17 protein-coding genes and 2 pseudogenes are annotated in these 17,216 nt (G+C 70.0%); 15 read left to right on the top strand and 4 right to left on the bottom strand.

The features are described 5' to 3' along the window. Positions 1-15 precede the first annotated feature (15 nt). Entirely contained in the window at positions 16-1,290 is a 1,275-nt protein-coding gene (locus tag BSL84_RS00520; RefSeq protein WP_075969530.1) for a sensor histidine kinase, read from the top strand. 182 nt (positions 1,291-1,472) lie between these two features. Here the strand turns inward: BSL84_RS00520 and BSL84_RS00515 are convergent, their stop codons facing one another. After that, positions 1,473-1,892, bottom strand: a complete 420-nt coding sequence (locus BSL84_RS00515) for an arsenate reductase ArsC (RefSeq protein ID WP_075969529.1) — start codon at positions 1,890-1,892, stop codon at positions 1,473-1,475. Between the two features lie 119 nt (positions 1,893-2,011). Between BSL84_RS00515 and BSL84_RS00510 the strand changes: the two genes are divergently transcribed. From BSL84_RS00510 to BSL84_RS00490, 6 genes and pseudogenes are all read left to right on the top strand, one after another. Beyond that, a complete protein-coding gene (locus BSL84_RS00510) occupies positions 2,012-2,326 on the top strand; it encodes an ArsR/SmtB family transcription factor (protein WP_030035776.1) in 315 nt (104 codons plus the stop codon). Between the two features lie 41 nt (positions 2,327-2,367). Next, on the top strand, positions 2,368-3,159 hold the full coding sequence (locus tag BSL84_RS00505) for an aquaporin (RefSeq protein WP_075969528.1): 792 nt from the start codon (positions 2,368-2,370) through the stop codon (positions 3,157-3,159). Beyond that, positions 3,156-3,292 (top strand): annotated as a pseudogene (locus BSL84_RS35190) (FAD-dependent oxidoreductase); the annotation flags it as partial. The gene BSL84_RS00505 and the pseudogene BSL84_RS35190, both read left to right, overlap by 4 nt. A gap of 35 nt (positions 3,293-3,327) precedes the next feature. Then, complete coding sequence (locus tag BSL84_RS00500; protein WP_324610025.1) at positions 3,328-3,636, top strand: zinc-binding dehydrogenase; 309 nt, start codon at positions 3,328-3,330, stop codon at positions 3,634-3,636. 340 nt (positions 3,637-3,976) lie between these two features. Continuing rightward, positions 3,977-4,783, top strand: a complete 807-nt coding sequence (locus BSL84_RS00495; RefSeq protein WP_045322119.1) for a class I SAM-dependent methyltransferase — start codon at positions 3,977-3,979, stop codon at positions 4,781-4,783. 183 nt (positions 4,784-4,966) lie between these two features. Next, the gene (locus BSL84_RS00490; protein ID WP_045322100.1) at positions 4,967-5,935 is read left to right on the top strand and encodes a hypothetical protein; all 969 of its coding nucleotides are present in this window, start codon (positions 4,967-4,969) and stop codon (positions 5,933-5,935) included. A gap of 152 nt (positions 5,936-6,087) precedes the next feature. Here BSL84_RS00490 and BSL84_RS00485 read toward each other — a convergent pair whose 3' ends face one another. Next, on the bottom strand, positions 6,088-6,546 hold the full coding sequence (locus tag BSL84_RS00485; RefSeq protein WP_158879954.1) for a hypothetical protein: 459 nt from the start codon (positions 6,544-6,546) through the stop codon (positions 6,088-6,090). A gap of 287 nt (positions 6,547-6,833) precedes the next feature. Between BSL84_RS00485 and BSL84_RS35180 the strand changes: the two are divergent. Then, positions 6,834-7,040: pseudogene (locus BSL84_RS35180) on the top strand (glycosyltransferase family 2 protein); the annotation flags it as partial. A 506-nt stretch (positions 7,041-7,546) separates the two neighbouring features. After that, positions 7,547-8,371, top strand: a complete 825-nt coding sequence (locus BSL84_RS00480; RefSeq protein WP_045322098.1) for an NAD(P)H-binding protein — start codon at positions 7,547-7,549, stop codon at positions 8,369-8,371. A 48-nt stretch (positions 8,372-8,419) separates the two neighbouring features. Here the strand turns inward: BSL84_RS00480 and BSL84_RS00475 are convergent, their stop codons facing one another. Beyond that, positions 8,420-8,908 carry a hypothetical protein gene (locus tag BSL84_RS00475; RefSeq protein ID WP_045322118.1) on the bottom strand — a complete coding sequence of 163 codons (489 nt, stop codon included), beginning with the start codon at positions 8,906-8,908 and terminating at the stop codon, positions 8,420-8,422. Between the two features lie 237 nt (positions 8,909-9,145). Here BSL84_RS00475 and tap point away from each other — a divergent pair, with 237 nt between their 5' ends. From tap to BSL84_RS00445, 6 genes are all read left to right on the top strand, one after another. Beyond that, positions 9,146-11,278, top strand: coding sequence for a telomere-associated protein Tap (tap, locus tag BSL84_RS00470; RefSeq protein WP_075969527.1), 2,133 nt, complete (start codon positions 9,146-9,148; stop codon positions 11,276-11,278). Between the two features lie 242 nt (positions 11,279-11,520). Further along, positions 11,521-12,078: a telomere-protecting terminal protein Tpg gene (gene tpg / locus BSL84_RS00465; protein ID WP_075969526.1), complete on the top strand. Its 558-nt coding sequence runs from the start codon at positions 11,521-11,523 to the stop codon at positions 12,076-12,078. 212 nt (positions 12,079-12,290) lie between these two features. Next, the gene (locus tag BSL84_RS00460; protein WP_075969525.1) at positions 12,291-13,358 is read left to right on the top strand and encodes a hypothetical protein; all 1,068 of its coding nucleotides are present in this window, start codon (positions 12,291-12,293) and stop codon (positions 13,356-13,358) included. A gap of 124 nt (positions 13,359-13,482) precedes the next feature. Next, positions 13,483-14,007, top strand: coding sequence for a hypothetical protein (locus BSL84_RS00455; protein ID WP_075969524.1), 525 nt, complete (start codon positions 13,483-13,485; stop codon positions 14,005-14,007). A 220-nt stretch (positions 14,008-14,227) separates the two neighbouring features. Further along, on the top strand, positions 14,228-14,533 hold the full coding sequence (locus BSL84_RS00450) for a DUF6247 family protein (RefSeq protein WP_075969523.1): 306 nt from the start codon (positions 14,228-14,230) through the stop codon (positions 14,531-14,533). Then, on the top strand, positions 14,530-14,793 hold the full coding sequence (locus BSL84_RS00445; protein ID WP_075969522.1) for a hypothetical protein: 264 nt from the start codon (positions 14,530-14,532) through the stop codon (positions 14,791-14,793). The genes BSL84_RS00450 and BSL84_RS00445 overlap by 4 nt, the downstream gene beginning before the upstream one ends. A gap of 331 nt (positions 14,794-15,124) precedes the next feature. On the opposite strand, the gene BSL84_RS00440 is transcribed toward BSL84_RS00445, so the two are convergent. Next, complete coding sequence (locus BSL84_RS00440) at positions 15,125-16,747, bottom strand: hypothetical protein (protein ID WP_159393490.1); 1,623 nt, start codon at positions 16,745-16,747, stop codon at positions 15,125-15,127. Between the last annotated feature and the right edge of the window lie 469 nt (positions 16,748-17,216).

Here is a 17,216-nt window from a genome sequence, read left to right as displayed (position 1 = left end):
GGGCCGTCCCCACCCATGACACTCCTCAACCCGCGCGCCCTGCGCTGGAAGATAGCCGCCCTGACCGCGGCCGCCTGCTGCGCCGTGGCCGCCGTGATCGGCGTCCTCGTCCACCAGGCGATGGCCGACCGAGGTGAACACACCGGGAACGAACGCCTCTCCGCGCGCCTGGCGGCCGCGGAGCGCGAGTACACCCGCACGGGCAGCGCGCCGCTCGAAGTCGAAGTCCTCACCCCGGAGCGGCTCGACGCACCGCTCGCCCGGGCGCTGGCCGCCAAGGACCCGGCCGCTCTGTACGCGACCTGGAACGACCGCAAACCCCCCAACTGGTACTGGATGTGGGCGGCCATGCCCGTCGACGACGGCCGGGTACTCGTCGCCCGGACCGACATGAGCTCCGAGGTACGCGGCCTCCAGCTCCTGGACCGCAGCATCGTCAAAGCCGTGCTCGCCGCCCTCCTGGTCGTCGTACCGCTCGCCGCCCTCGCCACCGAACCGATGAACCGCAGGCTGCGCCGGGGATCCCGCACGGCCCGGGCCATCGCCGACGGCGACCTCGACGCCCGGATCGGACCGGGCGGCCGGGCCCGAGACGAGATCACCGAGATGTCGGCGGCCGTGGACGAGATGGCTGCGGCCCTGCAGCACAAGCTGGAGGGCGAGCGCCGCTTCACCGCCGACGTCGCGCACGAACTGCGCACCCCGCTGATGGGGCTGTCCACCGCAGCCGGTCTCCTCCCCGACGGCGACGAGGCGGCCGAACTCGTCCGGGACCGGGCCCGGGCCCTGAACGGGCTGGTCGAGGACCTCCTGGAAATCTCCCGGCTCGACGCCGGAGCCGAACAGGCCCGGACCGACGCGGTGCCGCTGGATGAACTGGTCACCGACATCGTCCGCCGCACGGGCACACCGACCGCCGTGGCGATCCGTGCCACCCCGATCCTGGAGACCGACCCGCGCCGGGTGGAACGCATCGTGGTCAACCTCGTCACCAACGCACACCGGCACGGAGCCGACCCCGTCCACGTCACCGTGGAGGCCACCGACACCGGCGCGCGCATCCTCGTACGGGACCAGGGCCCCGGCTACCCCACCGCGCTGCTCACCCAAGGCCCACAGCGCTTCCGTACCGGAAGCCCCGAACGGGGGCGCGGACACGGACTCGGCCTGACCATCGCCCTCGGGCAGGCGAAGGTCCTCGGCGCCAGGCTGTCCTTCGCGAACGCTCCGGAGGGGGGCGCGGTCGCCACCCTCGACCTGGACGGCGGACGCGGTTCGTCCGGTGGCTGAAACGGTGTGATGGCCCGTCCCCGGAGCGCGGGCGGAGGCGACCCATGCGCTGTACTCGGCCGGCTGGACGCCGCCCCCAGCGGCGGTCTGCCAGAGGGGTACCGCGATGCGGCATGCGCGCCTGCCCCGCCGGAGTCTCCGGTGGGGCAGGCGGTCGACGGTCACGCCCGCGCGGGCGTGGGCTATGCCTGCCGGCTGGTGTCGATCTCGGAGATCAGGCCCTCGACGAGGGTCCTGATCTCGTCGCGGATGGGGCGGACGGCTTCGACACCCTGGCCGGCGGGGTCTTCGAGCTGCCAGTCGAGGTAGGTCTTGCCGGGGAAGTACGGGCAGGCGTCGCCGCAGCCCATGGTGATGATGTAGTCGGAGGCCTGGGCGGCCTCAGGGGTGAGGACCTTGGGGGTCTGGCCGGAGATGTCGATGCCCAGCTCGGCCATCGCGGCGACCGCGGAGGGGTTGATCCGGTCGCCGGGCATCGATCCGGCAGAGCGGACCTCGACGCGGTCGCCGGCGAGGTGGCGCAGGAACCCGGCCGCCATCTGGGAGCGGCCGGCGTTGTGGATGCAGACGAACAGCACGGACGCGAGCGGGGTGGCGGACATCGGCTCTTCCTTCGGGAGCGGGCGACCGTCGGCACGCCGGGAGGGACGAAAGCCGCGCATCGGCCAGACAGTTCAGCCCAGGCTGATATCAGCCTGGGCTGATATGACAGTATCAGCGCATGCTGACGTCAGTCGACACCGAACTGATCCGGGTGCTGGCCGACCCGCTCCGGCTCAAGATCGTGACTCTCCTCGCGCAGGAGACGCTGTGCACCACCCACCTCGTGGAGGAAACGGGCGCGAAGCAGACGAACCTGTCCAACCACATGAAGGTGCTGCGCGAGGCCGGGGTCGTGGACACGGAGCCGTGCGGGAGGCTCGTCTACTACCGCCTGCGCCCGGACGTACTGGAGGCACTCGCCGGCCAGTTCGCCGGCCTCGCCCGGACCGCACGCGCCACCGCCGAGGCGAACCTCAAGCGGTCCTGCCCCTGACCTCCCGCGTCCTGCCGGCCCTGCCCGAGGAGAACTCCGCCGTGACCGCCACCGAACCCGCCACGAGCGGCGCCATGGCCGCCGCTCCGGCGCCGCAGCCCGCACCGGGCGCGACCCCGCCGCACAAGCCGCTCCGCGCCCGCGCGGCCGCCGAGCTGGTCGGGACCGCCGCTCTGGTCGCGATCGTGGTCGGCTCCGGCATCCAGGCCACCGAGCTGACCGACGACGTCGCGCTGCAGCTGCTGGCCAACTCCACCGCCACCGTCTTCGGCCTCGGCGTCCTGATCGTTCTCCTCGGCCCGGTCTCCGGCGCCCACTTCAACCCCGCGGTCAGCCTCGCCGAGTGGTGGACCGCCCGCCGCGGCGGTCCGGGCGTCACCGGCCGCGACCTCGCCGCCTACATCCCCGCCCAGATCACCGGCGCGATCACGGGCGCCATCGCGGCAGACGCGATGTTCGGGCAGCCGCTGGTGAAGTGGTCCACGCACGAGAGGTCGGCGGGCAACCTCCTGCTGGGCGAAGTAGTGGCCACCGCCGGCCTGGTCCTGCTGATCTTCGGCCTCGCCCACACCGACCGGCTGCGGTTCGCCCCCGCCGCGGTCGCCTCCTACATCGGCGCCGCGTACTGGTTCACCTCCTCCACCTCCTTCGCCAACCCCGCCGTCACCATCGGCCGCGCGTTCACCGACACCTTCGCCGGAATCGCCCCGTCCTCGGTCGCGGGGTTCATCGCCATGCAGCTGCTCGGCGCCGTCGCCGGCCTGGGTCTGGTCGCCCTGATCTTCACCAACACCCAGCAGGACCAGATCGCCGGGGAGCCCTCGCCCCGATGACGCCGCGCACGGACGTGGTGGTGATCGGCGGCGGCAGGCCGGGCTCGCCGCCGGCTACCACCTGCGCCGCCTGGGCATCGAGTACGTCGTCCTGGACGCCCAGCCGACGCCCGGCGGGGCCTGGCAGCACAGTGATCCGCCGAGGATGTCGCCGCCGCGGCACGCGAGCTGGTTCCGGACGGCTTCGACGGGATCGTCGACCTGGCCGGAGGCTCCTCGCTGCGGACGGTCGCTCCGCTGGCCCAGGAGCCCCGCAACGTCATCGCCGTGGGTGATGTGTCTGTCTCCGAGCTCGGTGGGCGTTTCGTCGAGCGCCGCGTCGACCGCGAGAGCCTGGAGCGGTCGGCCCGGCTGGCCCTCGGCGGACTCCTCGCACCCGTCATTACCGCGGTCCATCCGCTCTCCGACGCCCCGACCGCCCTCGCCACCGTCGAGAACGGTCACACCTCGGGGAAGGTTGTCATCAAGGTGGCATGAGAAGTGCCCGGCCGTCTGACGTTGTCGACGGAAGAAGGGCGCGATAAGGGCGGCAACCCGAGGTCACGCGCCGCCTCGGTCAGGGAGCCGGCCGACACTCTGCCGCTGTCCTCGGCGGTCTGAAGCACCAGACCAGCCGCCGACGGCTTCTTGGCCGCACCAATCAAGTCGTACACGTACTGCCGCGTAGGCCGCCGTCATGCCGGTGATGCCCGGGAAATCGGAGGCGCCACTACCCGCGCGTCTCATACCCTCGGCCCGCACCGACCCGTCGAATGTCATCAAGGACTCTGTGAAGCACTCCGATCTCCTCGCCAAGGCCCCTTCGCTCGCGGCCGGCATGGCCGCCGCCGATCACAGCCCGGACGCCCAGCTGTCCCAGACTCGCCACCGCGCCGCGCTCGTGGCGGGCTGGCACATCGCACCCGGCTCAACCGTCCTCGAACTGGGCTGCGGCCAAGGGGACATGACCGCCGTCCTCGCCGAGGCGGTGGGGCCCGAAGGGCGCGTGGTGGCCGTTGACGTGGCCGCCCCCTCCTATGGGGAGCCGGTCACGCTCGGAGAGTCAGCTGCCCGGCTCGCGGCGGGCCCACTGGGGCCACGCATCGACTTCCGCTTCGGCACCGACGTCCTCGACCCGGCAGTCGACTTCCCCGACAGCGCCTTCGACCATGTGGTGCTCGCGCATTGCGCCTGGTACTTCACCTCGCTCGGACAACTGCGCGACACGCTGGCCCGCGTACGGCCGTGGGCACGGCGGCTGTGGTTCACCGAGTGGGACCTGACGCCTGCCTCCGACGACCAGGTGGCGCACCTCCTCGCCGTGCTGATCCAGGGACAGGCCGAAGCCGCGGGATCGCAGGGCCAGGGCAACGTCCGCACCCCCTTCTCCCGCGAGAGCCTGCTGCGGCTCCTGCCTGAGGCCGGCTGGACCGCCGACGGCAGCGAGCCGGTCGATACCCGTGAGCTACAGGACGGCGACTGGGAAATCGCAGCCTGCCTCGACCTGGTGGGAAGCGGCGAGCGCCTGGCCGCGCTGCCCGAGCCGGTGCGACAGCTCGTCCTGAGCCAGGCCGACATCCTCCGGGCCATCGCCGAGCCGCGCGGCAACCGCGCGCTCGCCGCGTATTCGGTCACGGCGCACTGACAGCGCTGCCGGCCGTCGAGTCACATGACCGTGAGTTCTTCGAGGGGCATTGCGTTGAGGTCGTCGTTTGCGGCCTGGGGCCAGAGCGGCGCGAAATTCTGCCCGACCTGCGGGGTCGGGGGGCAGTCGAGGATGCCGCAGAGAGTGGCCTCGGGACGGTAGGTTCATGCCGGAGGTGGCACCGTGATCGCCAGTACGCCAGTCGCCCGATGGACGTGGGGCGACTTCATCGAGGACGTGGACCCGCTGGTTCGGTGCCTCGGAGACCTGATGGCGGCTCGGTCAGTGCTGGCCTCGCATCGGCTCGCGCTCGGCGAATCGACTTCCCGTCTCGCCATCTCCGAGGCCGGCACACAGGCCGGCATGCTGTTCCAAAGCGAACTTTCCGCTGCCGGATCCGTTGAGGAGATGGCCGGCGCGATCAGGGCTGCCATGCGCCCCGGCCGCATCGGATCGGTGGATGCCCGGTGCACCGTGGCCAGCTCTCTGTCTACCGGTCTGGAGGAGGTCCGCACGGAAGACGTGTTCGACCTGACCGCCTTCGTGGACCCCGGCTTCGCCACAGTGGATTTGATCACGTACTCAGATGCCTGGATGCGGTACGACCTCCGAGGACGGGCGCAGTCCGCCGTCTACGAGGCGAACGCGCCTCGTCTGGAGTCCGTGCTCGCGGAACTCACCCATGTGTTGGGCTCAGAGGTGGACCCCGAGGACCCCACCTACTTCGGCACGCCGACGGCGACGGGCGTCGTTGCCCATGTCGACCAGGACGGAACTCCGTCCGATTCCTGGTCTCGGTACGAAGTCGCCCGGCGATACGAGGAATTCACCCACACCCCCGGTTTCGGGCACATCGGATACCGACGCTCGGTGTCGGGCGCGGTCCGGTACGTGCCGGTGACCGACGACCGCGGTGTGCTCGGCTACCTCTGGGCCTCCGAGTCCGAGCCCGCGGCGAGCTTCGAGTCCCTTGACCTCGACGATGACGAGAGGTACAGGACCGCGCTCATGTGGCTGAATCGCCTTCGCTCCGCATCCGATCGGGAGCTGTCGCCCTGCCAAGCCCTGACGGAGCTTACGGGACGATCACTGAGCGACACCGAGGGGCCCGTAAGCCTGGCGGAGCTGCGTGCGCGGGCGGAACACACATGACCGTTTCCGTCCCCCCGAAACACAACTGGGCGGCATGAACATTTAACAGAGAGACAAACCACTCAAGAACCAGAACACGCCCTGAACCTGACTGCAGGCTTGGGTCATCGCTGACCCGTACCGGGAATCGGCCGCGACGGCGGCGTTGCCTGTTACCACGGAGCGATCTTCGGTCTGCGGTGCCACCACCAGTGTGCGGGATCTGCATCTCTGCGCCTGCGCCGCAGCCAGGCGTCCAGTTCCCCGGTGACGTCCTGGGTGGTATACGCCTGGAAACGAGCGTCCAGTGAATTGAGCAGGAACGACAGTTCCTGCCGTGGCCCCTCGGGCATGTCGGCGAGCGCGAGTTGCAGGACATCGCGGTGGTCGAGATCGTTCTCATATTCGCTGAAGAGGTACTGGTCGTCCGGGAGGCGCAGTCCCTCTAGGAACCCGATGAGACGTTCCCAGGCTTGGAATTGATTCTTTAGAGAGTTTGCCGGGGTGATGATAAGGTTTCGGACTTCTGCCCCCAGGTGCATCCATTCGCTTTCGAGCTGCGCTTGATCAAATCGCGAAACTTCCGTAAGGGCCTCTTGGGACAGGTGGTCCCAGTAGTTCTCTGATTCCATGGTTGCCTTACTCGCCATTGATTTGCTCCAGGAAGTGGTCGTAAACTCACCCCGGCCGGAAGGAAGTTCCTGTGCCTCCTTCGCGAATGATCATGGCTTGGGTCTGGTCGTCCCACGACCCCCACGTCCAGCGGGGCGTGCCCGAAGGTGTGTCGCGCATCTTTGTTCCAGGAGTCGCCCCCATGACGTCTTCGCTGTATTCGGCCACATCGTCCGGGTGCACGCCGGGAATAGAGCGTCCAGTTGCGATCATGTCAGCTACCAGCGAGATGTTCCCCTGCTGGTGCTACCGCAACACCGGACGAAACCGCGTCTGGCGGGCCAAGCGCCACCTGCCCGCCGCCCTCGTCCTGGTCTACCTCGCAACCTGGGCCGCGTACACGATCGCGCAACGGCCCCCACTATCCGGACTGGCCGCTTACTGGGCCGGCTTCTTCGAAGGCGTACGCGAGCCGTGCCCACCCAGGCGGCCCATGCAATGGCGCACCGTATAGCGGAGGACCAGGCTCGGCTGCCCCCAGACATCTGACACCCTGAATGCCCGCGGCCCATCTGCACCAGGCCCCGCAGGCCTCCCCAAGGCCCGTGAGTTCACGAATTCTGATACGCCGGCCGCGGACCTGGCTGCGGCTGACCGAGGACGGAGCGGCGGCCTACCTGCGCACCTCGCCGCCCCTACGGCAATCGCGGGCCCACTGCAGTGATGGGCAGGGTGAATGGATGGTCGCGGGCGCGACCAGCCATTCACTTGTGCTCTGGCGTGGGCGGTATTGCGGTCGGACCGCCTCACGACGTGCCCCGCCCGGTGCGTACCTCGTCTCCCCCCGGAATGGTCCGCCGCCGGCGCATCCAAGACCTACACCGCCGACCACAGGCGGCGATCGCGGACACCATCTGACCTAGATGCCACCTACTGTCGTCCACGGCCGGGCACCGGAAGGTTTGCCTGCCGCCCCGAGCGGCGGCGCCCGCCACCCAACGGCCCTACGAAAGGAGTGATGTGACGATTCTGGTCACCGGTGCGACGGGCACCCTGGGGCGCCACCTGGTCGAGCGACTGCGCCGCGCCGGACAGACGGTTCGCGCGCTCACACGCGCCCCGGCCGAGGCGACCGGCCTGCCCGACGGCATCGAAGTGGTGGGCGGCGACCTCACGAAGCCGCAGACACTGGCAGCGGCTCTCGACGGGGTCTCGGCCGTGCACCTGCTCGGAGCCACCGGACACGACCACACCCCGCTGCGCACAGGGCCGCAGATCATGGCGATGGCCGCCGAGGCGGGCGTACGCCGGCTGACGGTCCTGTCGGCTGACGAGGAAGGAGAACTGGGACAGGCTGTGCGGGACAGCGGCCTGGAATGGACGTTCATCTGGCCGATCGACTTCATGTCCAACGCGCTGGGCTGGTCCGAGGCCATCCGCACCGCGGCGGAGGTCCGCGAGCCGTACGCGCATCGCAGGACCGCCTCGGCCGACGAGACGGATGTCGCCGACGTCGTCGCTACGGTGCTCACCGGGGGCGGTCACGCAGGCAGGAGCCTCCTGGTGTCGGGGCCCGAAGCGCTGACGCCGAGTGACAAGGTGTCCGCCATCGCGGCGGCGACGGGCCGTGAGATCCGTTTCACCGAGCTGACCGACGACCAGGCACGCCGGCAATGGCGGGCCGAGGGCTGGCCCGAGGAGGGCATCGAGTTCATGCTGCACATGTGGGCCACCGTGCCCGAGACGGTGGCCGAGGTGACGTCGGTGGTCGAGGACGTGGTCGGCCGTCCACCGCGGACCTTCGCGCAATGGGCCGCCGCACACGCTGACGCATTCCGCCCCTGATACGAAGGAAGGGCTGGACCGCCCTCGGGGCGTACACCCGGAGGTCGGTCATACCAGCCCGAGCGCCTCCGCCTCCGGGTGGCGTCCCAGCGCGGTGAGGGCGTAGATCTGCCCGTTGCGGGCGGCCGTTGCTATGAGGGGCATGTCCGGCCCCGCGCCGCGGGCTGCGATCCGGGCGACGGCCGCGCACTCTGCCTCGCATTCGGCGTACCGGGCAAGTGAGGTCAGCGCCTGCGCGCGGTCCGAGCGCAGTTTGAGGGTCTGCGGGTGTTCGGCGCCGAAGATCCTGCCGGCGACCGGCAGCAGCGCGTCGTATGTGGAGACGGCATCGGCATGGCGGCCCCGAGCGCCCGCAGCGAGCGCGGCAATAGCCAGGGCCAGCGGCGCGTACGTGTCGCTGCGCGACCGGGACCGGGCCGCCACGGAGCGTGCCTCGGCCTCAGCCTCCGCATAACGCCCCGCCTGGTACAGGGCCGTGGCCTGGGTCAAAGGGGTGCGACCGGCTTCGTCTCGGCTGCGCCACCGAAAGAGTTTCATGCCCGGAGCATACGAATGCCGCGCACCCATGAGGCGAGTGTGTCGGTGTGTCGATTCGGCCTTGCAGGAGGGCGGCTCGTGACGCTCAGCCGGGCCAAGTTGAACAATCGCGGGCCAGTGTCAGGACGGTCCTTCTGTGGTCAACACCCAGCTTCCCTAAACCGTTCACACGGATTAAATTCCAGGATAATTCTGAGGTTAAAGAAATGCTAGTGTGGGCGATAGGAGGTGGATGTTATGGCGAGTCAGGAAGAGCTCTTCGAGCTGGTCGACGCCCTGCTTGAGGGTGAGCCCGAGCTGCCGCCGCCAGCGGAGCGGGCCCGGCTTCGGGAGGCGGCCGGGGTGTCGCAGGCGAGGCTGGCGCAGGCGCTGAAGTCGACGACGCAGACGGTGAAGAACTGGGAGAACGGCCGCTCGCAGCCGCGGCCGCCGCGGCTGCAGGCCTACCTGCGGCTGCTGGACGGCTGGGCCGCGAAGTACCCCACCCCCACCCCGGCCCCGGTCACCTCCGCTCCGGCGGCAGCACACGCGCCGAAGACCACCCCCGTCCCACGGGCATTCACCGGCCCGGCTGCCGCAGCGCCGGATCAGAGCGCCCCGCCCGCCCTCGCTGCCCCGCCCGCCCCGGTGGCCGCACCGCCGTCTTCGCCGGCGCGGGCCTCGTCGCGCCCTCCGGCCCGCAAGCGCGTAGTGCCGAACATTGCTGTCGCGCCGTTCCAACACGGCCCGCTCGCCGTCCTGGACGGTGACGGCAGCGCGTACGGCGTCGACGGGATCGTGCTGGACTGCCCGGCCACCACCGTGGTGGAGCTGGTGGAGTGGACGCTGCAGGAGTCCGGTCTGGGCGCCCCGCGCTTGAACCGCAACGGTAAGGACTCCGACCCCCTCATCGTGCTCACCGCGGCGGCGGCCGTGAAGCTGGGACTGCCGAAGCGCCTGGAGGGCACTCAGGAACGCCGGGCACTGCGCCTTGCCGACGACCATACGGTCGTGAAGCAGATCGCCCGCGCGAAGTGGAAGCTCACCAAACGCGGCTTCGGCCCGTGGCCGCGCGTCTACCGCAAGGCCGAGGGCGGCGCGCGGCAGTGCGTGCAACTCGCGGTCCTGTCCTGGGACGCCCTTGATGCCCGGTCCTGGCCCGGGGTCGCCTCGATGGCTCCGGCCGACATCGCCCGCGTGCTGGGTGTGTACGCCCAGCGGGTCATGACTCCGCGCGGGTCGACGGCGGTGACCGGGCTGGAGCTGATGACCGCACTGCGGCCGCCGACCAAGGCCGTCCAGGACCAGGAGAGCGGGAACTGGGTCTCCGGCCACAACCCCGGCTCGCTGGGGACGGAGCCGATGGACCCGGCGCCGCCGGAGGGCCAGCCCGAACACCCCGCAGTCTTCCGCTCCGGCTGGAAGGGCGGCTTCCTGAATGAGGAGGCCTACCAGTGGGTCCGCGACCCCGCCCTCCTCTCCGACACCGAGTGTCTGCTGCCCTACGCGGTCGGCCTCGACCTGAACACCGCCTTCCTCGCCGCGGCCGCGCGCCTGATGGTGGGCCTGTCCGCCCCCGACCACTTCCACGCCCCGGTGTTCAACAAGAAGATCCCCGGCTCCTGGCTCGCCGACCTCTCCCACATCGAACTCGACCCCCGCCTGCCGTCGCCGTTCACCCCCGACGGGACCCGGCCGACTGGACCTGCCTGGTACCAGACCCACACCCTCGCCTACGCCCAGGAACTCGGCCACGACGTCCACCCCGTCGAGGCCTACCTGCGCCGCGAGACCGGCGCCTACCTCGACCCCTGGCACGACCGATTGAAGACCGCCTACCTGGACACCCTCGCCGACCTCGGTGTCACCAAGGACCTGACCGACGCCGACTACCTGGCCGCGATGGAGCACCACCAGCAGACGGACCCCGCCATGGCCGCCGTCCTCGCCGCGATCAAGGCTACGGTCAAGGGAGGCATCGGGAAGCTCTTCGAGAACCCCCAGGGCCGCAACTACCAGGCCGGGGATCCGTGGCCCGCCATGCAGCGCCCGACCTGGCGCCCCGACATCCGCGCCGCCGTCATCTCCAAGGCCCGCGTCAACATGCACCGCAAGCTGAACAACATGGTGAAGCTGACCGGCCTGTACCCCCTCGCCGTGCTCTCCGACTGCGTCGTCTACCCCAGCCCCGGCGCCTCCCCGCTGGACTTCCTGCCCTACGCGGAGTCCGGCAAGCCGCTGATGGGCGGCTTCCGCCTCGGCCCCACCCCCGGCCTGGCCAAACTCGAAGGCGTACGGGAGATGTCCTGGGCGGTGGACCTGATGGAGCAGGGCCTCAACCCCGCCCGCCACATCAAGGGCGGCGACGCCGTCCTCGACGACGGCAAGTAACCCCACACCGACGACAGCGCCCTCCGCAGCTCTGCCAGCGGCTGCGGAGGCATCACCATCCCGTCCCCCTGCGAACGAGCGTGGTTGTGCCGCCAGCGGCCGCTCTGCGCATGCTCCCTACCCCGCCACAGCCGCTCGTGGCGGATCGGTCCCGCGCGAGACGCGCGGACCCCCAACGCCCAGCCCACCCCCGCCCTGCCGCAGCGGGGCAGAGCACACCCTGCTGAGAGAGGAGTTCCACCGTGGGAGAGATCGAGGACGCGATCGAGCGAGCCGACCGGGAAGGGTTCACCCAGGATCCCCCCAAGACCCTCAAGGGCCGCATCAACTTCCTGGTCAAGAAGCTCAAGTCCACCAGCGCGGTCGCCGCCGAGCTGGGGATCAGCCAGCGCTCGGTGGAGCGCTACCGCAAGGGCGACCGGAAGACCCCGCCGAAGGAGATCGCCGACCGCATCGACGACGCCGTCCGCGCCCGCTGGCAGCCCGTGGTCCGCGGGCGCCGCCGCAAGCAGGCCGCCACCACCGCCGGCATCACCGTGGAGACCCGCGCCCGGTTCGGCTACACCGCCCCGGTCGGCTCGACCGACGACGGCCGGTTCCGCCGCCTGACCGTCCACCTCCCCCCGTACTACGCGCAGCGCCTCTTCGACGCCCGCGAGGCAGGCATGAGCGATCAGCAGATGCGCCAGATCGTCGCCGACGGGTTCAGGGAAATCTATTTCCAGGACGACGGGGCCCGCGCTATGGGACTGTCGAAGGTAGAAATCAGCGACATCGACTACCTGGATATCAGCTTCTGAATTAGGAGCCCTTGGATGGCGAGCATCAATTACCCGTGAGCCGAAGCACGATGGTTGTCACCAAGGCAGTGTGTTGTCACCGGCAACGCCGGACGGGGCCCGCTGCGCGATCGGGCTTTGGGCGTTGTGGTTGGCCTTCGTATGGTTGGGCCGCCCGGGGGTGCCGGGTGGGCTGGCCCCTGCTGTCGGTAGCTGGTGACAAGATCACCGGCATGAGTTTCGTACGAACTACTCCGCCGCGGCCTGTCAAGGTGGCAGTGGTCTTTCCTGAACTCGCGCCGCTGGCGCGCCCAGCGATACGGTTGCATCCGCGTCCGGGGTCGCCGTCGGTCAGGGAAAGTTCGGTCGGCGGGCCGTTGCTGTGGCCGGCAGGCGAGCCGTGGCCGCACTGCGAAGACGTTCACCTGCATGTGGACACAGGATCCCGCCGTTCGCCGACCGAAGTGCGGCTCCGCCGGATCTTGTCTTCCCGGTGGAGCCCTGACGGCTCGGTTCCCGCGCTCACGCCTGCAGAGGAGGCGCTCAAGGAGCGCAATGCCGCGTGGCTCGCCGAACGGCTCGAAGCCGGCCCTCCTGGCCCGGCGGAATGTCCGGTCCCGATGCTGCCCGTGGCTCAGCTGTTCGTGCGCGACGTACCCCTGTTGCGGCCGCCCGGGCAGGCCGATCTCCTTCAGGTTCTCTGGTGCCCGTATGAGCACGCTCCGGATTACAAGCCGGCGACCGCACTGTTCTGGCGGTCGGCGGCCGAGGTCGGCGACGTCCTCGGCACACCACCGGAACCGTACGAAGCGGACTATGCGGGTTACGTGCCGGAACCGTGCCTGCTGGCCCCAGAAGCGATCACCGAGTACCCCAACAGCCTGGACCTGAGCCCAGAACTGCAGGAGATGCTGGAGGACTCGAACAAGTGGCAGGCAGGCGGCGCCGACATGGCCGGCTCCTACGCGGCGTATCCGCGCGACTTCTACTCCATTCATCTGAGCAACGCACCCGGCTGGAAGGTCGGCGGCTGGCCCCCGTGGGGCCGTACCGACCCAATCCCCCGGTACTGCGTCGTGTGCGAGGCACAGATGGTCCCGCTGCTGACAATCGCTTCCTGTGAGTGGGACGGCGACGAAGGCTGGGTGCCACAGGAAGACCAGGCCAACGCCGCTGGCTCTCACTACGCGGGCCAGGACCCCGCCCAGCCGACGGGGGTAGAAGTAGGCAGCACGGACAACATGCAGATCTACGTCTGCCCGACCACCCCCGAGCATCCGCACACCGACTTGATCCAATGAACTGTCCCGGCGCGCCGGTGACACCCAACCTGCTTCGCGCGCTGCTGGGGACAAGTAGCGTGCCGACCCGGTGACAACCACGGTGCTTTGCTCGCTGGATGCCGCAGGCCAGTGGAGGCCGACGGTGACAGCTATCGTGCTTCGGCTCAACCCGTACCCGGACCCGAAGACCGACGCCGAGCGTGAGGCGAACAGCCGGGCCGCCGACGACCACCAGCGCCAGGAGGAGGAAGTGGCTGCCTTCCGCGACTGGGCCGAGGGGCTCCCTCCTGTCGCCCCCGAGCTGCTCCTCGAGCAGGTGCGCCTTGACCTTGCCACGGTTGGTTTCCATGTGGCGCCGCCCCAGCCGCTGACGGACGAGGAACAGGGCGGCGTCGCGGTCTACATCGAAGACGGACAGGTTGTGGTCGACTGGCTGCCCCACGCCCGCCTTGACCGCGCCGCACTCGCTACAGCGGACAACGACGGCACGGACGACGAGGACGCCGTCCGCTATTACGCGGTCCGCAACGCCATGGACACCGCCCTCGCCGCCATCCTGACCGGCTTCCGCTACACCATCCGCCGCCCGCACTCCCAGCTCGGCCACATCGTCGTGCAGCCCCCAACCACCCCCGATGTCCAGGAGCAGCCCCGTGTACGGCCGTGACCGGCTCCTGACCGGCGTCCCGAGCGACACCGACCGCGCGACAAACCGACTTCCACCACGCGGCGGCCACCAGGAACACGCAGGACGAGCCACTGCGCCGGCACGTCCGGTCCCCCGCGCGCACCCTCGCCCGGCGGGGAGGGATCGGACCATGCAGGCTTCCGCACTGTCCCGGCGCGCGTACCGTTGCGGTACGACCCGCCGCCGGGAGGAACCCTCGATGAGCGCCCAGCCCGACCACACCCCTGTCACCCCGTATGCGCCCGCCCCCGGGGCTGCGGCCGAACTCCGTTCGCAGTTGCGCGCGGACCGTCGCGCGGAGATGTGGGTGCCGGCGTTCGAACGGGACTGGGCCAAGGCCCTGGACGACGCCCGCCACACCTTCAGCCTCACCCCCCTGCACGACGTCGTACGCACCTGGCAGCTCCGGGTCGCCGCGGCCCCGGCCGTGGATGCGTTCATGGACTCCGGCCAGGACGACTCCGGCTTCATCGACCTCGACGACGTCCTCGGCGGCCGCCCGTGACGGATGAACAGCCGTGGGCGGTGCGCCTGTCCCCGCACACCGCAAAGACTCTCGCCGGGCTTCCCGCGCCTGCCCGGGAGATGGTCCGCGACGTCCTGGACATCGCGGTCCGTTCCCCGTGGGGCTGGCCTCAGTGGAATACCGGCGACCCGGAGGGTGAGGACGTCCGCGCTGCGTCGGTGGGGCAGCTGTCCGTCGTCTACACGGTCAACCGCCTCACCCGGCGCATGTCTGTCCTGGAGATCGTCTGGCTCGGATGACCCTCGTACCGGTATCCCGCCGCCCGGCTCCGCGATCAGGCCGGGGGCTGGTGCTGTCGCTTGGGGGAGGTGTCGCCGGGGCGCACCCGGGGGTGAGGAGCGCGGCTAGCCCCGGCTCCTCCACCCCGGCCCGGCCGGGCGCGGTACCGCTCCGACGGGCGCGCGCCGCCAGAGGGGTGAAGCCTCTGGCGGCGCCTGTGACACGTAAGTTGAGGGCCCACGCGTCACGCCCAGGCTAGGCCAACCAACCTTGTCCGGGCGGGCCTTCGGGAAATCCGACGGCGCGGCCGCCGGGGCTGCGCAGCGTTGTGGCATGCGGTGCCGCAACTGCTCAGTGCCGGTCGTAGACGCCGAAGATGTCGATGATGAGGTCGGTGTTGTTGCCGCTGCGGTTGAAGAAGTCGACGATGCCGTGGGCGCCGGTGCTCGCCTGGACCAAGTTGGGCACGGTCTTGCCGGCCGTCCAGTTCAGGGTGGAGGAGTTCGGTGCGACCGGCGGGGTGTGTGTCTTGTTCTCGTACTGCCACAGGGCGTTGGGGTCGGGAGCGACCGTGAGGTGGCCAGCGCCGCCGGTGTTGGTGACCGTGGTGTTCAGCACCATGGCGGTGGCCGTCGGGTTCTCCTCGCCGTAGGTCGAGAAGACGTAGCGGTAGGGCTTCAGGGGCCCGGAGGGCCACTGCGCGGGGTCGCGGGTGTCGAGGTCCCTCTTGGGGCGGATGGGAATGTAGGCGCTCACGCTGTCGGGGCTGTAGTAGCCGACGACATCGACGATGACGTCGGCCGGGTCCCAGCCGCCGTTGCGTACGTTGATCTTCCCGTCCGCGCCGACGGGGACGATGACCGCGTTGGCGATGGTCTGGCCGCCGGTGAAGTTCAGGTTGGAGGTGTTCGGTGCGGCCTGGCCGCTGGGGAAGACGGTCAGGTGACCGGTGGCCCGCGGGTTGGTGACGGTCACGTTGAGCGCCACGGCCTTCGCGCCGGCTGGAATGCCACGGGTGCCGGTGATCTGGACACCGAACTGGCTCTGCCCGGGGACCGGGCCCCGGGAGGTGCCGAGGCCCTCGCGGGTGTCGACGAAACGGGTGGGGTCCGTCGGGGTGTAGCCGTTGGCGGAGGTCCGGGTGAAGTAGCCGGTCACATCCGCGATCAGGTCGACGCCCTGCTCGCCGCTGTTGTACAGGTTCACGTAGCCGTTCTTGCCGACCGGCACGATGACCAGGTTCGGTACCGAGTCACCGGCCGCGTAGTTCACGTTCGACGTGGTCGGGCGCTCGGTGCCGTCGGCATAGGCGCGGACGTGACCGGCGGCCCTGGTGTTGGTGACCGTGACGTTGAGGACCACGGCGGCGACGTCGGCCGGGATGCCGTGGTTCCCGGCGACCTTCACGCGGGCCTCGCCCCACGCCGGCACCTTGCCGGCCTGCGCGGCGCCCGTGCCGTTCCGGCTGTCGAGGAGACGGGTGGGGCTGTGCGGGGTGAACTCCGAGCCCGGGGTGATGAACGGCATCTCGTTCGTCGCCGAGACGCCCGCGGCGCCGTCGGGGCCGTAGACGGTGACCTTGACGGTGTAGCTGCCGACCTCGGCGTACGTGTGGTGGGAGGTGATGGTCGTGCTGGCGCCGCTGCCGACGACGTCGCCGCCGGACGTGCCGTCGCCCCAGTCGATCACGACGTTGAGCGGCGTGCCCAGGCTGCTGGTGATCTCGGACTTCAGGTCGATCGTCCGCGCGCTGCCGGCCGTGCCACTGAGACCGATCTTGATGTCACCGTCCACAGCGGCACCAGCCCCCTGCGCAGGGGACGCAGCCTTGCTTCCCGCGGCCGGCGGGGTCTTCAGCACCGACCGGTCGGCGGGGCTGCTGAAGGTGAACGCGTTCGCGGCGCTCTTGAGCAGCTCCTTGGACGAGGTGATGCCGTGGGCCCCGTCGGCGGACGGTCCTGCGGCCTGGGCCATGCCCCCCGGCATGACCCCGATGCCTGCCGCGATCACGGCAGCGGAGAAAACGAGTCGGCGACTGCGCACCGGCCCCCCTGGTGTTGTCGAATGGTCGAGTTGATCTCGAAGAAGCGTTCACCCTACAGAGCCGCTCCACCCAGCACCGAGGGAGTTTTGCGGCGGCGCGACCGCGTAAGGGTCCCTTTGGCTCACCGGTCCGCAGACGTTTGTGTCATCCATCACGCGACCGCCCAAGATGTCCCGCCGCGCGCAGAACCCTCCGCCCGGATGCGCCCCTGGGCCGCCCCCTGAACCCCTGTATGTCGAGCGGCGGTACGGTGCCTGCGGTCGAGCGACATCTGCGCCAAGGCCAGGTCGCTGTGACGAGCCGGCGGCTGGCCGCAACGTCCACCTACCGACAGGCGCAAGACGGCAACGTCCGAGTCGGGCCATGGCCAGGATGGATCGCGGGCGCCTCCACCCGAGC

It is taken from the genome of Streptomyces sp. TN58, from assembly GCF_001941845.1.
In the GTDB taxonomy this organism is placed as follows: domain Bacteria; phylum Actinomycetota; class Actinomycetes; order Streptomycetales; family Streptomycetaceae; genus Streptomyces.
This window is presented reverse-complemented; position numbering and strand designations above follow the sequence as displayed.